This is a genomic window from Paenibacillus pectinilyticus (genome assembly GCF_001700435.1).
Taxonomy (GTDB): Bacteria; Bacillota; Bacilli; order Paenibacillales; family NBRC-103111; genus Paenibacillus_E; species Paenibacillus_E pectinilyticus.
Map to the genome: position 1 here is coordinate 524601 of NZ_LYPC01000022.1, position 17377 is coordinate 541977.

The 17377-nt window shown below is 41.6% G+C and carries 22 protein-coding genes; all 22 read right to left on the reverse strand.

The window, feature by feature from the left end:
- Position 1 precedes the first annotated feature (1 nt).
- The 22 genes from flhB to flgC all read right to left on the reverse strand — a co-directional run bounded on the left by flhB (position 2) and on the right by flgC (position 17371).
- Positions 2–1096, reverse strand: coding sequence for a flagellar biosynthesis protein FlhB (gene flhB, locus A8709_RS18695; protein WP_065853869.1), 1095 nt, complete (start codon positions 1094–1096; stop codon positions 2–4).
- A gap of 14 nt (positions 1097–1110) precedes the next feature.
- The gene (fliR, locus tag A8709_RS18700; protein WP_065853871.1) at positions 1111–1908 is read right to left on the reverse strand and encodes a flagellar biosynthetic protein FliR; all 798 of its coding nucleotides are present in this window, start codon (positions 1906–1908) and stop codon (positions 1111–1113) included.
- A 12-nt stretch (positions 1909–1920) separates the two neighbouring features.
- The gene (gene fliQ, locus A8709_RS18705; RefSeq protein WP_065853873.1) at positions 1921–2190 is read right to left on the reverse strand and encodes a flagellar biosynthesis protein FliQ; all 270 of its coding nucleotides are present in this window, start codon (positions 2188–2190) and stop codon (positions 1921–1923) included.
- A 26-nt stretch (positions 2191–2216) separates the two neighbouring features.
- Positions 2217–2960 carry a flagellar type III secretion system pore protein FliP gene (fliP, locus tag A8709_RS18710; RefSeq protein WP_425262332.1) on the reverse strand — a complete coding sequence of 248 codons (744 nt, stop codon included), beginning with the start codon at positions 2958–2960 and terminating at the stop codon, positions 2217–2219.
- Positions 2961–2989: 29 nt separating this feature from the next.
- Positions 2990–3622: a flagellar biosynthetic protein FliO gene (locus tag A8709_RS18715; RefSeq protein ID WP_084225108.1), complete on the reverse strand. Its 633-nt coding sequence runs from the start codon at positions 3620–3622 to the stop codon at positions 2990–2992.
- Positions 3623–3670: 48 nt separating this feature from the next.
- On the reverse strand, positions 3671–4033 hold the full coding sequence (locus A8709_RS18720; protein ID WP_028558282.1) for a response regulator: 363 nt from the start codon (positions 4031–4033) through the stop codon (positions 3671–3673).
- Between the two features lie 24 nt (positions 4034–4057).
- Positions 4058–5332: a flagellar motor switch phosphatase FliY gene (gene fliY, locus A8709_RS18725; RefSeq protein WP_065854096.1), complete on the reverse strand. Its 1275-nt coding sequence runs from the start codon at positions 5330–5332 to the stop codon at positions 4058–4060.
- Entirely contained in the window at positions 5325–6323 is a 999-nt protein-coding gene (gene fliM, locus A8709_RS18730; RefSeq protein WP_065853877.1) for a flagellar motor switch protein FliM, read from the reverse strand. The genes fliY and fliM overlap by 8 nt, the downstream gene beginning before the upstream one ends.
- Positions 6324–6359: 36 nt before the next feature.
- Positions 6360–6845, reverse strand: a complete 486-nt coding sequence (locus A8709_RS18735) for a flagellar basal body-associated FliL family protein (RefSeq protein ID WP_065853879.1) — start codon at positions 6843–6845, stop codon at positions 6360–6362.
- Entirely contained in the window at positions 6846–7067 is a 222-nt protein-coding gene (locus tag A8709_RS18740) for a flagellar FlbD family protein (protein ID WP_065853881.1), read from the reverse strand.
- 60 nt (positions 7068–7127) lie between these two features.
- The gene (flgG, locus tag A8709_RS18745; protein WP_065853883.1) at positions 7128–7949 is read right to left on the reverse strand and encodes a flagellar basal body rod protein FlgG; all 822 of its coding nucleotides are present in this window, start codon (positions 7947–7949) and stop codon (positions 7128–7130) included.
- 93 nt (positions 7950–8042) lie between these two features.
- A complete protein-coding gene (locus tag A8709_RS18750) occupies positions 8043–8432 on the reverse strand; it encodes a TIGR02530 family flagellar biosynthesis protein (RefSeq protein WP_065853885.1) in 390 nt (129 codons plus the stop codon).
- A complete protein-coding gene (locus tag A8709_RS18755) occupies positions 8429–8872 on the reverse strand; it encodes a flagellar hook capping FlgD N-terminal domain-containing protein (protein ID WP_065853887.1) in 444 nt (147 codons plus the stop codon). Before A8709_RS18755 ends, A8709_RS18750 begins: the two co-directional genes overlap by 4 nt.
- Positions 8873–8918: 46 nt before the next feature.
- Complete coding sequence (locus A8709_RS18760) at positions 8919–10373, reverse strand: flagellar hook-length control protein FliK (RefSeq protein WP_065853889.1); 1455 nt, start codon at positions 10371–10373, stop codon at positions 8919–8921.
- 33 nt (positions 10374–10406) lie between these two features.
- Positions 10407–11321 (reverse strand): MotE family protein, encoded by a 915-nt coding sequence (locus A8709_RS18765; protein WP_065853891.1) that lies wholly within the window; start codon positions 11319–11321, stop codon positions 10407–10409.
- A gap of 23 nt (positions 11322–11344) precedes the next feature.
- Entirely contained in the window at positions 11345–11788 is a 444-nt protein-coding gene (gene fliJ, locus A8709_RS18770) for a flagellar export protein FliJ (RefSeq protein WP_065853893.1), read from the reverse strand.
- Between the two features lie 9 nt (positions 11789–11797).
- Positions 11798–13123 carry a flagellar protein export ATPase FliI gene (fliI, locus tag A8709_RS18775; protein ID WP_065853895.1) on the reverse strand — a complete coding sequence of 442 codons (1326 nt, stop codon included), beginning with the start codon at positions 13121–13123 and terminating at the stop codon, positions 11798–11800.
- A gap of 1 nt (position 13124) precedes the next feature.
- A complete protein-coding gene (locus A8709_RS18780; RefSeq protein ID WP_065853897.1) occupies positions 13125–13946 on the reverse strand; it encodes a FliH/SctL family protein in 822 nt (273 codons plus the stop codon).
- Positions 13939–14955, reverse strand: coding sequence for a flagellar motor switch protein FliG (gene fliG / locus A8709_RS18785; protein ID WP_065853899.1), 1017 nt, complete (start codon positions 14953–14955; stop codon positions 13939–13941). The genes A8709_RS18780 and fliG overlap by 8 nt, the downstream gene beginning before the upstream one ends.
- Before the next feature lie 12 nt (positions 14956–14967).
- Positions 14968–16551 (reverse strand): flagellar basal-body MS-ring/collar protein FliF, encoded by a 1584-nt coding sequence (gene fliF / locus A8709_RS18790; protein WP_065853901.1) that lies wholly within the window; start codon positions 16549–16551, stop codon positions 14968–14970.
- A gap of 41 nt (positions 16552–16592) precedes the next feature.
- Complete coding sequence (gene fliE / locus A8709_RS18795; protein WP_065853903.1) at positions 16593–16901, reverse strand: flagellar hook-basal body complex protein FliE; 309 nt, start codon at positions 16899–16901, stop codon at positions 16593–16595.
- Between the two features lie 20 nt (positions 16902–16921).
- Complete coding sequence (flgC, locus tag A8709_RS18800) at positions 16922–17371, reverse strand: flagellar basal body rod protein FlgC (RefSeq protein WP_065853905.1); 450 nt, start codon at positions 17369–17371, stop codon at positions 16922–16924.
- Between the last annotated feature and the right edge of the window lie 6 nt (positions 17372–17377).

The following is a 17377-nucleotide window of genomic DNA, read 5'->3' on the forward strand; positions in this document are numbered from 1 at the left end:
CTTATTTCGTCTTACCCTTGATTTTGTATACATACGCTAGTACCTCTGCAACAGCCTGGAACAGTTCTGCTGGAATCGCTTCCCCAATTTCAACCTGTGCAAAGATCGCTCGAGCAAGCGGCTTATTTTCCATCGTCATAATGTTATTTTGTTTGGCTACCTCTTTAATTTTCAAAGCCATGTAGTCCGCACCTTTAGCAATTACAGTTGGAGCTTGCATATTAATGGAATCATACTTAAGTGCAACCGCGAAATGGGTTGGGTTAGTAATAATGACATCAGCCTTTGGTACTTCTTGCATCATGCGCTGCATAGCCATTTGGCGCTGTTTGGCACGGATCTTCCCTTTGATGAGAGGATCGCCTTCACTTTTCTTATACTCATCTTTAATGTCCTGTTTGGACATCTTGAGACTCTTCTCATATTCATACTTCTGATAAATATAATCGAAAATGGCAAGAACAATTAAAATTGCCCCTATTTTAATTCCTAAGCTCAAAGTAACCGAAGCTATGAAGGAGAATGTACTTTCAAGGGGCGTATGACCCAAACCTAGAAGTCTTGCCTTTTCCCCCATTAAAGTTGTATACACGGCATAGCCGATAATTAGCATTTTTAATGTAGATTTTAGAAAGTCCATTACGGTTCGCAAAGAAAAAATGCGTTTAAAACCGCTAATCGGATTGATTTTGTCGAATTTCATCATTAATGGATCACCGATAAACATGAAACCAATTTGTGCGTAATTGGCGATAAAAGCAATTAGTACAACTAGAATGAAAATCGGTGCCATAATCATCAAACCTTGTTTACCTAGATCCATGAAAAGCACTTGCACATTCCCTGCGGTTATATCCATCCCCAGTTGATTCTCATAGACATTACGAAAAATGTTAATTATTTTTTCTTTCATATACGATCCAAACATCACAAAAGCCAGGAATGAAAAAAGCAAAATGGAAGCCGCGGGCAAGTCCATACTTTTTGCAACTTGACCCTTTTTTCTGGCATCCTGTCTCTTTTTCGTAGTAGCAGACTCCGTTTTTTCCCCAGCAAACCATTGTAAATCTAGCTGTAAACGAAGTTGATGGGACACGGTCTTCCTCCTACTTAAGGTGATGATTGCTGTGTACCACTTATGATCTGGAGCATCTTCTCCATGTAATCGAAAATAGTACTGAACAATTGTTGAAATTGTGAAACTAACTCAGGAAAAACAATCACGAGCAGAAAAAATCCTAATATCATTTTCAATGGTGCACCGATGACGAAAATATTGAATTGCGGAGCGACCCTGGTCAGGAGTCCTAGACCTAAATCCGTGAGAAACAAGGCTGCAACAATCGGAGCTGCCAATTGGAATGACAGATAAAACATTTTGGATAGAGATTGAAATAAAAAATCAGAGATTTGACCATCGTAAATGCGGTTAAAAAGCTGGTTATCAATCGGCACCCATTGGTAACTGTCAATGATGGCTCGGATCAAATAATGATGCCCATCAAATGATAGAAACAGCAATATGGCAATCATGTACTTCAAATTACCTAACATCGGTGTTGATGTACCAGATAAAGGGTCGATCACACTTGCCATACTGAATCCAATTTGCATATCCATGAAGGAACCGGCTGTTTGAACCACCGTAAAAAACAAGTAAGCAAGAAACCCGAGCAGCACACCGATTAACATTTCACGCATGATCAATAGCACATATATGCCATCAATTGGCATTGTTTTATCAATACCAATCGTAGAAAAAATAATCAATGAAATAAATACTGAGAGTCCCACTTTAAACATCATCGGAACATTTCTCGAAGAAAGTATAGGTACCACGACAAAAAATGATGTAATTCGACAAAAGATAAGCAGAAAAATAGGAATCGCTTGAATAATGGCTACCATGTCATTCACAACCTATCCAACGAATTTGTAAAGATTGTTGAGTAGATTGAAAGTAAAATCAACCAAGGTATTCATAATCCAAGGTCCAAAGATCAGAATGGAAAGTAATACAGCAACAATTTTGGGAACAAAAGCAAGTGTCTGCTCTTGAATTTGCGTTGTCGCTTGAAAAATACTAATGGCTAGACCGACGATTAAACCAATAAGTAACATTGGCGCACTAGCTTTAAGAACGGTATACACGGCTTCGCCTGCAATTCGAATAACAAATTCCGACCCCATCTAGGTCACCTCCGATATCATGGTAATTAACCGTAGCTTAACAGTAACGATCTCACCACAAGATACCAACCATCAACCAGGATGAAAAGTAGGATTTTAAATGGAAGTGAAATCATCACGGGCGGTAGCATCATCATCCCCATGGCCATTAAGGTACTAGACACGACCATGTCTATGACCAGAAAAGGGATAAAGATCATAAACCCCATCTGAAAGGCTGATTTTAATTCACTAATCGCATAAGCTGGCACTAATGAGGTGATTGGTATATCCTCAACCCCTGTAGGTGCTTTTGCTTTGGAATAGTCTAGGAATAGTTTCAAATCTTTCTGACGTGTATGTTTAAACATAAACTTCTTCATAGGAATCGAAGCAGTCTGAAAGGCTTGTGTTTGATTAATTTCACCTTTTAAATAGGGTTGAAGTGCTGTTGAATTAACTTCTCCTAAAGTTGGAGACATGATAAAAAAGGTTAAAAACAGAGCGAGTCCGATTAGAACCTGATTGGGTGGCATTTGTTGAGTTCCTAATGACGTTCGAACAAAACCCAGCACAATAACAATTCTTGTGAAACTCGTCATTAATATTAGAAAAGAAGGCGCTAAACTAAGCACAGTCAATAACAGTAAAAGAGTGACTGTATTCGTAGAGGAACCCCCCGCTGCAGAGCTCGTTCCAATGTTAACATTTAAACCAGGAATGGGATTCGTAACATCCGTTCCCGCAGCAGAAGCTGTTAAAGATAACAGAAATACAGAAATGACAACCATCAGGATGACACTGATTAGATTCTTTCTTTTCATTCTTCATTCAACCGATCTGTTTGTTTTTGATCTGACAGCCATTCTTCTACGTTTTTATTACGATCTGTTACACGTTTCAACTTATCATGAAAAACTTGTTGGAATGAGGAGGTAAGTTCAACTTCTTCCTCCACCTCCACTTTTCTTGTTGGTAACTTGTTGATCCATTTTCCTATGGCCCCGAATCCCATCCTATCATCCTGTGAGGATTGAAGGATCTCCGAAATATAAGCTACTTCATCGGCGTCCATGATTTTATCCAGTAATTGAATATTTTCACCAACGCCAACAACGAAGAGCGAATGACCAATTTCAACAATTTGTATCGATTTATTCTGACCAAGGGGAACTCCTCCTAAAGAACGAATCGAGTTCCCGAACATGGTGCCTTTATTTTTCTTTGATATATACCTCATGAGGATATAAAAGAGAATGATAATAAATAAGAGAACGCCTATTACCTTGATGACCATAAAAAACGAACTCATGGAGTCCATAGTATCCGGGTAATCCGAAATCGGCATATCCGGAGATGGTGTTGCTTCCGCAAATGCGACGTGACTTGTAAGTAACATAGTGAATAAACTAATTATTGCTAAGTATATGGTATTCGATTGACGTCTTGTCATAGGAACAACCCTTTCGGTTTATGTAAGACTCAACCGAATTCGTACGGTTTAACCTAGAGTCTTTTTGATAGCTTCGATAACGCGGTCAGCTTGGAATGGTTTGACAATGAAGTCTTTCGCGCCAGCCTGAATAGCATCAATAACCATGGCTTGTTGTCCCATCGCAGAACACATAATGACTTTAGCATTCGGCTCAATTTTCTTGATTTCTTTCAGAGCTTGAATCCCATCCATTTCAGGCATTGTGATATCCATCGTAATTAGATCAGGCTTCAACTCTTTATATTTTTCGATCGCTTGTGCGCCATCATTCGCTTCGCCACAAACTTCATACCCATTTTTTGATAAAATATCACGAATCATCATTCTCATAAAAGCTGCATCATCCACAATTAGAATACGGTTAGCCATTGAAAATATCCCCCTAAAATTAAATTATTGTATTTTTTGAATTCGTTCCCATTGGTTCACAATGTCAGTAACACGAACCCCAAAATTTTCATCGATGACCACAACTTCACCCTTGGCAATCAACTTGTTATTGACCAAAATATCCACCGGTTCACCAGCAAGCTTGTCCAATTCGATAATAGAACCTTGTGATAACTCTAAGATGTCCTTAATCACCTTATTCGTTCTACCCAACTCTACAGTTACCTTAAGAGGAATGTCGAGTAGTAAATTTAAGTTCGTATCATCTGCTTGTGCGAAACCACCTGAATTTAAATTACCAAACTGTACCGGTTGTACATTCACATTCCGATTGGGTATCCCACCATACGCTGCTGGAGGTTGTTGATACATCGGCTGCCCAGGTGGATACAGCGGTTGTGGTTGCTGTGGCGGATACATCGGCTGTCCCATTGGGGGCTGCTGATACATCGGCTGTTCATATACCGGTTGTTGATAAACAGGTTGCTCGTAGACAGGTGCTGGTTGTGATTTAGGAGTTTCTTGCACTGGTGGAGCTGCAGCTACTGTTGGTGCTTGAGCAGCTGGTGCAGCTTCCATAGCCGAGTCAGTTTCACCACCACCCATTAGAATCGATACCATTTCTTTGGCAAAAGGAACAGGTAATAACTGCATGATATTGGAATCAATCAGATCGCCAATGGCAAGTCGGAACGATATCTTTATAAATACGTCCTCATCAGGCAGTTTTCCTTCTCCTTTCGACAAATTTAATATGTCGATTCCTGGTGGAGAGATATTGACAAATCGATTAAAGATGGTAGACATGGATGTTGCTGATGAACCCATCATCTGATTCATCGCTTCTTGCACGGCACTAATATGGATTTCACTTAGGGTTTCATCCCCGCCAGTGCCATCTCCACCCATCATCAGGTCAGCAATGACCTGCGCATCACGCGTTTGAATGACGAGCAAATTGATGCCGTGAAAGCCGTCTACATAGTTGACATGTACGGCGACATGTGGTCTTGGAAACTGCGCTTCCAATTCTTCTTTCCCAATGACAGAAACCTTAGGTGTCGTAATATCGACTTTCTTCCCGAGAAGCGTCGACAACGCCGTCGCCGCGCTTCCAAACGTAATATTACCAATTTCCCCAAGCGCATCCTGTTCGAGCGGGGATAAAAAATCTTCAACTTGCGGAGGCCCTTGAAAAGAAGAGGCTGAGCTTTCTTCAGATGATTGTCTCAATAAAGCATCGATCTCTTCCTGCGACAAATAATCTCTGTTATTCATCATAATCTTCTTCTCCTTCATTCACGATTTCTGTAATTTGTACAGCCATCTTCCCTTTTACGGTACCAGGGCTTCCGAGATATTTCAGCTTCTCGCCCACTTTGACTTGAAGCGAATCTTCGACGGATTTATGCAGCGGGATTACATCGCCTATCGCTAATCCTAAGAAATCCTGGATTGAAATTTCAGACGATCCCAATTCTGCAATAAGAGGTAACTTGGTTTTCTCCAAGCGTGATTGAAGTGCTTCCACTTCTTCAGGAGCTCTCGTTTTCTTCTGGGAAACAAACCAGTGATGAACAGAAAGTCGAGGCATGATCGGTTCAATGACGACGTGCGGAATACATAAGTTTATCATACCTGTTGTATCCCCAATTTTGGTGCTCAACGATATTAATGCAATCGTTTCATTGGGTGAAACAATTTGCATAAACTGCGGATTCGTTTCAAGTGCCTCTAATCGCGGTTGAATATCAATAACAGTCTTCCAAGCTTCTTGCAGACTATCAAAAGCTCTACTGAAGATACGTTCCATAACAATGGTTTCAATTTCGGTTAAGGCATTAATCTTGGTTGGCGTCGTACCTGCTCCGCCTAATAAACGATCCAACATCGCAAATGCAACATTCGGATGAACCTCAAGCACCATTCGACCCTCTAAAGGCTCTGCTTCAAAGATGTTCAAAATGGTCATTTTCGGGATCGAACGAATAAATTCATCATAAGGCAGTTGTTCAACCTGGACAACATTGATTTGTACGAATGTACGAAGCTGTGCTGAGAAATATGTCGTTAAAAAACGCGCAAAATTTTCATGAATCCGGGTTAAGCTTCGAATATGGTCTTTAGAGAAACGTACCGCTCTCTTAAAATCATAAGCCCTTACCTTCTTCTGAGTATCCTCCTTCTTCAGCTCATCTGCATCCATTTCGCCAGAGGATAAAGCAGCTAATAAGGCATCGATCTCATTTTGCGATAAAACATCAACCATTCGAGTCACCTCCTTGTAAGCAAAATCAATAACGAGTTACTGTAGGACTTTATCAGTTATCCAAATTTGTTTGATTTTACCTGCGTGCAATAATGGGTTTAGTTTGTTCATTATTGTGGAAGTTAAACTATCTGAACCCTTACTTCCTTCAATTTGATCCTTCGTCATATCTCCCAATATTTGCACAATAGTTCCTTTAACCGCAGAGTCAAGTAAGCTATCAAACTCAGCTTTGCCCTTGGAATTTTCCATTTCAAACGCGAAGCTGATTTTAATGAAATTCTGACTGCCAGATAAATTAGTCAAAATATCCTTAATGATCGACGTGTTTGCCTTAACTGTTTCAGCCGAAGGCGCTTTCGTTGGTTTGACGCTTGCAACAGCATCTTGGGCTTGTACAGCAGGATCCTTCGATTGGTTATTTTTCTCCATAAAGTTCCACAACACAAAGGCTGCGGTGAGAATCAGTGTGATCGCAATCAGAATAGAAACAATGAGTATGAATATTTTGTTCTTAAACACTTACGAACCCTCCGTATCCCTGGACTGTATTGTCGCTCGAACGGATCCAATATCTTGCATGTAGGTCCGCACTAAGCTTACCACAACCTCTGCCTTTTCGAGAACTGTGATTTTCTTGCCTGTCGTCAATGTAATCATCGTATCCGGAGTTTCTTCGATAAGTTCTATCAAAATCGCATTCAAGATAAGGGATTTACCGTTTAAACGAGTGAGAGCAATCATCCTTCTCCTCCTGAGTCAGGGTTCGGGGAGCTAGGCTCCCCTTATTCATTCAATTACTTCTTAGTGCTTGAGGTTAACAACTTCTTGAAGTACTTCATCTGAAGTCGTAATGATCCGTGAATTCGCTTGGAAACCACGCTGTGCGATAATCATTTCTGTAAACTCACCTGTCAAGTCAACGTTGGACATTTCTAATTGACCTGAAATCAGAGTGCCAGTCCCCGTGGCCGGATCTCCTGCAGCACCTACAGTAATCTCACCCGCAGGATTGGCATTCGCTGTCATTTGGTAAAGATTACCACCGATTTTCTCGAGACCAGCTGGATTAATTACTTTTACTACGCCAACTTTCTGCCCAGTTGCAATCGTTTCACCATTGGCATTGACCCCAATAATGTCACCATTCTGAGAAATGGAGAAGGAAACAATGTCCTCTGGAATAACAATCGGACCAGCTCCATCAGCACCCATAACATGAAGGCCTTCAGAGTTCACTAAATTCCGGTTTGGATCAAGTGTAAAGTTACCGGCTCTAGTCAAGAAAGGTGTATCTGCTTGCTCAGCAGTTCCTACTGCGAAGAAGCCATCTCCATTCACACGTAGATCAGTAACCACGTTCGTAGTCATCGCACTACCTGCGGTATGTACAGTATCAATTGCAGCCACACTGACACCTAGACCCACTTGCTGTGCATTCACCCCACCACGAACATCATCGGGTGCGCTGACACCTGAAACTGTTTGACTCAGAATGTCCTTAAACATTACACGACCACTTTTAAATCCGATGGTATTAACGTTAGCGATGTTATTGCCGATGACATCTAGTTTTGTTTGAAAACCACGCATACCTGAAACGCCTGAGTATAAAGATCTTAACATGGATAGGCCTCCTAAATCGGATGTGAGTTCTTAAATTCGAGCTGCTTCATTCGTTCCACAGCTCCAGGCTTCCTTGACGGTCGAGCCCATTTTCTATGAAATGATCATTGCGCTATCGATTTGGGTAAATACATGCTCGTTCATGGCTTGTCCATCCAGCGCAGTCACAACGGTTCGGTTGGGCACGTTCACGATGTACCCATTTCCAGCCACGATCATCAAAGCATCTTTTGCCCCTTTGGACGCTGCTTTATCGATGGCCTTATTAAGCTTCTCAAGTTGTTCAGGTTTAAGTTGAATACCACGCTCTTGGATTCTTACCTCTGCGTGATGACTAAACCGGACGAACTGATCTTGAAAAATTTTCTGAAATGTTGCATTTCCCGACGGCGGAATCTGTTGTTGTTGAGCAAGTGATCGTCTTGTTGTAGCCGGAGAAACCGCATTAGGGTAAAGTTCACCTATGGATATTCTCTCTGTCATTTTGAATCGCCAACGTTCTCAATTTTCTTCAGTTTATCCAGTGAAATTTCTGCGCCGTTGACATTGGCATATTGGTTGCCATCTTTAAAGGTAATGGAGTCTACGACACCTGATAAATCAGTCGAAACGCCAGATGCATCTGTACCCGTCCATGTTATCGACTTCCCAATCAATCCTGATACAAAACCTAAAGATTGTCTCATTAGCTTCATTTCACCAGCCATATTCGTCAGTTGCTCAACGGACGTAAATTGGGCCATTTGCGCAATAAACTCTTTATCTTGTAAAGGTTGCGTAGGATCTTGGTTTTGAAGTTGAGTGATCAAGATTTTCAGGAAATCATCTTTCCCGAGTGTCGTACTATCCTTGTCCTTCGTTGTCTTGGTAGTGTTTGTATTAATAAGATCCGCTACGTTACCTACAATTGGACTTGTAGCCATACTTTCACCTCCAACAGTTCATTTGAATTACACATTGAATATTGCTTTAAGCTATTACATCGAAAGAATTGCCGTTTGCTGCTTCACGAACCTGTGCAAGTTGCTCCATGTCATCTTTAAATTCAATAGCATCGATTTCAACCGCATTAGATCGATTTCTAGGTTGTTGCTGCGACTGATTAAAGGATTGAGGTTGTCGTTGCTCTTGGAACATGCTGGAGGACATATTCGCACTTTGTGTAACTTCTAACTTCTCAACTTGTAATCCTTGCGTTAGCAAAGCTTGGCGAAGTTGCGGCAGCTGGCTTTCCAGCATTTGTTTACCCGCTAGGGTATCCGCTGCAAACTGCGCAAACAACTGACCATCATGCATGGAAATTTTCACATCAACATGTCCTAGATTCTTAGGAAATAAAGAAAGTTTCGCTTCTGAAAAACCTTCTGACATGGTGATCTTCATGTTTTTGAGCACATGCGCAGTCATTTCTTCTGTAAAGTTAGCTGCTGATAACACAGGAGCGGCTGTCTTCTCTACATTTGTTACTTGCTGCGCTTTTTGCAAATCAGCAATAGTTACAATCGTATTCGTTGTCGAATTACTCTCAACGGGTACATCAACTAGAGGAGCTTTCTTCTCTTCCGTAGCATTCGAAGCTAGTTCATTAATAGCAATCGGAATATACTTGATTGCAAATTTCTCTTGCTTGGATTGCACCGATTGAAGATTGATAGTTTGTATATTTTCTGTCGGTTGTTCAACAGCGCGTTTGTTTATGTATTTGTGCGCACTAGCTTTCGTAGCTGATGTCGCTTGCTTCTTACCGGTATCAACCGCATCATCAGACGCCAGAGGATTTGCTGTCACAGGACTTGCAGCGGGCTTCTGAGGGCCACCAAGTGTAGCTAAGATCTCTGGAAGCAAGGGCTGAATCGTATTCGTCAGATCCGCTTTTAAATAGTTCAGAATCGGATTGTCTGGCTGTTGTTTTGACAGTGTCGTCAATGTTAACAACGTATTCTGCACTTTCAAATTAACCGATGCATTCGTTGGCTGTTGCAAGTTCGCTATTAAGCCAAGACCAGCAGTATTTGAATTATTTCCAAGCGCAGCTAGCATGTCATCTGCATTCTCGAACCATTTCTTCACTTTAGGGTCTTGCAATAATTTACCCGCAAGATCCGGATTACTGTTCAAAGCTTCTACTAATAACTCAGGCAGCGAATGCTCCTCCGTTTTTGTAGTCGCACCTTGCTCAGCAGCAGTTTGTAGCGGCATGACAAGCGTCTGTAACATTTGGATCATCATGGTCATGGAAAGTTCGCTATCTGTTGGTTGCCCATCAGTTGCTGGCGCATTATCCTGACCTGTCTGATCCGCAAGCAGAGCAGAGAAAGACGTCGTAGAAGCATTCCCTTTCGACGTTCCTTTGTTTGCAGCAGTTGTACTGGATGTTGCAGTTGCTGTTGGAGTTGTTGGTACTGCAGCCATTTGTACGTCCATTTTTGTCACCTCCTTTCGAATGATCCCTGATCACTATGGTCCAAGTTTAGTTGCAATCGCTGCAGCTGTTTCCTTGTTCGCATCGGATAGCGCGGACATTACTTTAGAGCGAGACGCATTGTCCATACCGCTTAAAATGGATAACACTTTGGCAGGATTGGATTTATTCATCTCTAGCAGAACATTAGCAGCACTTTTTGGCACCATATTTGCAAATGTTTGTCCAAGATCTGATGTACTCACCGTCGTTGTTGCCTTGGCATCCTTCGTACTATTGGTAGCTAATCTCTCCTGAAGCGCTGCAATTTCTTTATCGCGTACAGGGACAACGTCTTTTAGACCAATAGAGGCGATAGCAGCCTTCCCAGCGTCCATCTTCTCAAGAATAGCCCCACGACTATCTGCTTTCATCATCGAAAACACAAGTACCATTTCATTTGGCGTTAAGGCTTCAATAATAGGAGCAACCTTACTAGGACTCATTTTGGCATACATATTTGCGAGTTGCGTGATTTGGTTATTATATTCTTCTTCCGTTTGTGTTTTGTCTTTTAGCTTCTCTTCGAGATCGGCGACTTTCGCCTCGGCATCCTTCAGAGATTGATCTTTTATACCTGTTACTGTGTCTGCTTTTTGTAAAGCCGTTGTAAGCTCAGTTACTTTGGCGTTAAGCTTAGCGATCTCATCCTCTTTTTGCTTAGCGTTTTGTTCAGGATTAGATGCTTTACCAGAAGCAGTCACTGCAGCAGTTTCCTTTGGCGCAGGAACAACTAACCCGATTACTGGTGTATTGTGCAAAGCCTTTTGGATACTACTTTTGATATCATAATCAAAGATCGAAAGCAGCACGAAGAGTAGAACTGCTGTAAACACAAAGGGGATGACAAACCATATTAAAAACCGCTCCAGTGCACTATAGGATGCACCCTCCACGCTTGTATTGGCCATCTCCTCTTCCCTCCCTTGTTTCCTTAATACGATAGTCGTCTGAACCGATTAGTTGCCATCTCATCAAGAGCTTCCTGCTCTTTCTTAGCGACCATCGCTCGAAACTGGTTATGCGCTTTCTCTCTTGCTTTGGACCATACCTTCTCATCAATCATTTTCTCGGAAAGATGATCCTGTTTCTGAGTAACGACATGTTGAGCATGTCTGACATCTTGATGTTTACGAGCAATTTGCTTGTCCACATGATTCATATAGCTTTGCAGCATCAACATGTTCGAGATCGTACTTGCGTGAGTAGCGGCTCGTACCATTTCGTTGTGTAAGTTTTCCTTCTGTTCAACTAATCCATGTAAGTTCGTTTCTTCATTCCGTAATTGCCCCATTGCCTCAGATAAAATCCATTCTGCTTGTGTTCGTTCATTATTTTTCAAATCGACAATTTGTTGGAACGAATAACGAAAACTCATTTAGGACCCTCATCCCTTATAAAATTCTTGTATTAAGCGTGCTTGCGCTTCTTCATACGTCAGCTTTTCACTTGTTCTTTGCTTCGTAAAATCCCAGATCGCCTCAATATTATCCATCGCAACATCAATATTTGGGTTAGAACCTTTTTGATACGCCCCTATATTAATGAGATCTTCCGAATCTTTATATATAGAGAGAAGTCGCTTGAGTTGATCAGCAGCCTCCATGTGTTCAGAAGGAACAATTTCTTTCATAACTCGACTTACACTGGAAAGTACATCAATCGCTGGATAATGTCCTTTGTTCGCAATATTACGATTAAGAACAATATGACCATCCAGGATACCTCGTACAGCATCCGCAATCGGTTCATTCATATCGTCACCGTCAACAAGAACGGTATAAAAAGCGGTAATCGAGCCCTTAGCCCCTGTACCAGAACGTTCCAAGAGTCTTGGAAGCATAGCAAAAACCGATGGTGTATATCCACGTGTAGCAGGAGGTTCCCCCACTGCTAGTCCAACCTCACGTTGTGCCATAGCAAATCGTGTGACGGAATCCATCATCATCATGACATTTAAGCCACGATCTCTAAAATATTCGGCTATACTTGTCGCAATCATTGCCCCTTTAATACGGATTAACGCTGGCTGATCCGAGGTCGCAACAATAACGACAGAGCGCGCCAAACCTTCAGGACCTAAATCTCGTTCGATAAAATCTAAAACTTCTCTGCCACGCTCTCCAATAAGAGCTATGACATTGACATCAGCCGAAGTATTACGGGCAATCATACCCATTAATGTACTTTTACCAACACCGGATCCAGCAAAAATACCAACACGCTGTCCCTTGCCAATCGTCAGGAGGCCATCGATACAACGAACACCAACTGAAATCGGGTTGAGAACACGCGGTCGCGTTAATGGATTACTAGGAACATTATTCGTAGAATACTGTGCCATTCTAGATGGTAAGAAAGATCCATCCAACGGTTGACCTAACCCATCCAACACCTTGCCAAGCAATTCATGCCCGACTTGAACGGTTAGAGGTTTACCTGTTCCGACAACATCACAACCAGGACCAATAGAATCAAGATCACCTAGCGGCATTAAAATAACTTTGTTACTTCGAAATCCTACGACTTCCGCTTTCAAGGGCTTATTCGACTTATGTGGATAGATATAACAAAGATCACCGATACTAACATCAGGTCCTTCAGATTCAACGGTAAGTCCAATAACTTGCGTTACTTTGCCGTTAACCCTGATTGGATCAATGCTTTGTAAATGTTCCTTGTATTTATCCACTTTCGGCAGTGGTTGCGGCATATTAGGATTCCTCACTTTGTGTGGCCACTTGCTGTAAGGCTGACTTGATTTCTTTCAATTGCGTATCGATTTTAGCATCAATGCTTCCATAAGATGACCGAATTACACAACCTTGATCTTGTACCGATGAATCCGGAATAATTTCCAGCTCAGCCTGTGAATCAATGGAAGTAAGTAATTCTTCTCTCGCATCTTGGATATAAGCGAACTGAGATGGTGCTACACATAACGTAATGATTCCTTTTTCACGTCTACGAGCAAGTACTTTCTGTATTAATTCAATAATCCATTGCGGTTCTAGAGATAATTGTCTTCCGATAATCTTCTCTGCGATGGATGTGCTTAACTCAATAAGAAAAGGCTCTGATTCTTGTATGATTTGTTGTTTCAGCTTGTATGACTGTTCAAGGATGGTACAGGCCTCAGCGAGCATATCACTATACTCTTTTCTGATTTCTTCTCCCGCTTGTGCAAGACCTTGTTGAAAACCTGCCTCATATCCCTGTTGCTTGGAAGTAGTAATGATCTCTTCATCTTCTATACGTTTGGCTTCCCACCATTGTGCAATGTCCAATTCCGTTTGTTCACGAATGGTTGCGCACTCACGCATTGCTTGATCAACTTGTTCGCTGGCAAATTCTTCAGCATCTTGCAGAATTTGATTCTTCAAACTAGTTGCATCGTTAATCTCATTCTGCATTTCAACCGATAGGCCGTCCTCAGCATCTTGGTCAGAGCCAAAAGGAGCATATGCAGCTGGCGTTTCAACAACTTTCTTATCCTCAAGTGGATAATAGGCAAATGATTTAATGACATTAGACAATAATATCATCTCCTCCACCACGTGCGATGATGATTTCACCCGATTCTTCTAAGCGACGAATCGTTGCAACGATGCGGGTTTGGGCTTCTTCGACATCTCGTAAGCGAACAGGTCCCATAAATTCCATTTCTTCTTTGAATGTTTCTGCCATCCGTTTGGACATGTTTTTGAAAAGCACATCACGAACCTCTTCACTTGCCACTTTAAGTGCCAATTGCAAGTCAGCATTTTCAATATCACGAATAATCCGTTGAATTGAACGGTTGTCAATATTGACAATGTCCTCGAATACGAACATCCGCTTCTTGATTTCTTCCGCTAATTCTGGATCTTGAATCTCTAAGGAATCGAGAATGGTACGTTCCGTACCACGGTCAACACCATTCAAAATCTGAACGATGGAAGCAATACCTCCAGCATTTGTATAATCCTGAGTAACCGTTGAGGATAACTTTTGTTCAAGTACTCGTTCAACTTGAGAAATGACCTCAGGCGATGTGCTGTCCATCAGGGCGATACGCTTGGCCACATCCGCTTGTTTCTCTTGCGGCAGCGACGAGAGAATAATTGATGCTTGCTCCGCTTGTAAATACGACAACACGAGAGCGATCGTTTGCGAGTTCTCATTTTGAATAAAATTGAGAATTTGCGCTGGATCCGCTTTCCTTGCAAAGTCAAAAGGTCTAACTTGAAGTGTTGCTGTTAAACGATTAATAATATCGAGTGCTTTCTGGGAACCCAGAGCCTTCTCCAAAATATCTTTGGCGTAGGCAATACCGCCCTGTGAAATAAACTCCTGAGCCAAACAGATTTGATGGAATTCAGCCAAAATCGAATCCTTCTCAAGGGCATCTACTTTGCGCACATTCGCAATCTCAAGGGTTAGTTGTTCAATTTCTTCTTCACGCAAATGTTTAAAAATTTGTGCAGATACCTCAGGGCCTAAACTGATCAAAAGAATAGCTGCCTTTTGTCGTCCGGTCAACCCTTGTAAAGCGGCTCTGGCCATACAAGTGCACCTCTATTCATCTACTAACCAAGTACGCAGCAAGTTAACGAAATCTTCTGGCCGCTTTTTCGCAAGCGTTTCGAGTTGCTTACGTACTTGATTGTCATTCGTAACATTTTCAATATCAATCGTTGGAAGTTCTGCTTTAGTAGCTGCTACATTCATTTCTTGATCAAGTAACAACTGCTGTGAAGCTTTTCTGCGTCTTCTTATTGCAAACCCAACAACAGCTCCAATTGCTAACGCTGCAAGCGCTAAAGCTCCATAAGTCAAGTAAGTGGACGTCTTTGTTGCCGTCGCATCTGAAGTTCTTGCAAAAGAATGTGCAAAGACCGTAACTTTCTTCTGTAATTCCTCGTCTGTATAAGTAGTCTTATTATCAGCAAGAGCAGTTCTCACGATGTTAACCAATGCATTCTGAACAGCTGTTTTCGTCTCCGCGGTTAATGAATTAGGATCATCTTTAACTGGAGGTTCGATACCGACGTTGATACTTAAATCTTTTACAACATACGGTGTTGAGATGATATCATTCGTAATACGATCTACTTCGTAATTAACGGTTTCACTCGTCTTCTCTGAGTTGGACTTACCTGTGGTTGAAGTACCAGGGTATCCGGGAACGTCTGTAGACCCTGTACCAGGTACACCGCCATTATCAGCACCATTACTCTGATAAGATTCTGTTGCTTTTTGCAAGGAAATTTCCAAACCTTTTTGATCCACTTGATTCGGTGCTCTTACCAGTTGTTCTTTCGTTTTCTTTTGATCAAAGTTCATTGTCGTAAATACATTGACATTAACTTTATCGCGTCCAAACATGTTGCCTAACATATTGTTAATACTCTTCTGCAAGTCATTCCGGAATTGCGTATTAATATCTGTTCCGCTAATCAAAGTCTGTGATGTTCCACCATCTAGTTTGGAAGAATTAAGTCCTTGTCCATATTGATCCGAAATCGTGATGTTTTCAATAGGAAGGTTTTTCACACTGTGGGAAACTAGATTATAAATCGTATCCACTTTGGGTTGATCCAACGTATAGCCTTGTTTCACTTGTAACACAACCGAAGCTGTCGCTTTCTCAGCCTGTTGTTGTAAGAAAGGACCTTCCTCCGGGAGCGAAATGAGAACCTTCGAACTTGCTATCGCTTGATTTGAATTAATTAACTGCTGCAGTTCACCTTGAATGGCGCTTAAATATTTTACTTTGAATTCATTATCCGTGATCCCAAAAGAACTACTGCCACTAAAAGCTTCAAATCCTAAGGAACCATTCTTATTCAATCCTTGTGACTCGACGCCAAGCTTTACGTTGGCCACTTCACTCGTAGGCACTTCTATACTTTTACCATCCGTACTCAGATGATAGGGAATTTTCGCAGTATCCAGATAGGATTTAATACTTGCAGCATCACTCGGCTGCAATTCCGTAAAAGCCAAGGAATACTCTGTTTTTGATAAATTAATGCTAATTATTGCAGCGGTTAGAATCAGTAACAACACGGTTGCGATAAATGTTATTTTCGTTGTGCGATTATAACGATTCCAGTATTGCTTCACCTTTTCCCAGTACTGGAGCAGGTTCTCGTTCACTCTGTCACCTCATTGACCCAAATTTAGCAGCATCTCTACTATTACAGCTGCATTCTCATCATTTCTTGGTATGCCTCAATCACTTTGTTCCGAACTTGAACAGTTAGTTCTAGCCCAAGTGATGCTTTCTCCGAGGCAATTGTCAATTGATGTACATCGGAAAGATCTCCTTTGATGAAGCTTTCATTCAGTTTGTCGACTTGCAATTGTTGACTATTTAGATTATTCATTGCGTCATTCAGAAAGGAACCGAATTTCTTACCTAAGTCGTCAGCTCCCTCTCCCGTGTTATCCTTCGGTTGTATAGAGCTCATAATGTTAATTGGGCTGTAACTAATCTTATCAATCATGTTGTAACCTCCTGTCGTGGTTATCTACCAATTTCTAATGCTTTCGTAATCATGGATTTACTTGCATTCAAAGCCGTGACATTCGCTTCATAGGATCTAGTTGCTGAGATCATGTCAACCATCTCTTTTGTGATGTCAACATTTGGCATATAGACAAATCCATTACTATCCGCGTCGGGGTGAGTCGGGTTGTACACTTGCTTGAGCGGCGAGCTATCTTCGAAAATTTTATTCACGCGTACACCTTCGCCAGTTCCATCTGCCATTGCCGAACTTAACGATTGTGCAAAACTTGGCTGTGACTTGGTCTCAAATGAAACCAATTTTCTTGTGTAAGGCATCCATTTACCATCGACAAACTTCGCTCTCGTCGTATCGGCATTCGCTATATTAGAGGAAACAACATCCATCCGCAGTCGTTGCGCCGTTAAGGCTGAAGCACTGATATCAAATCCGTTCGTGAGTCTCATCGGTTA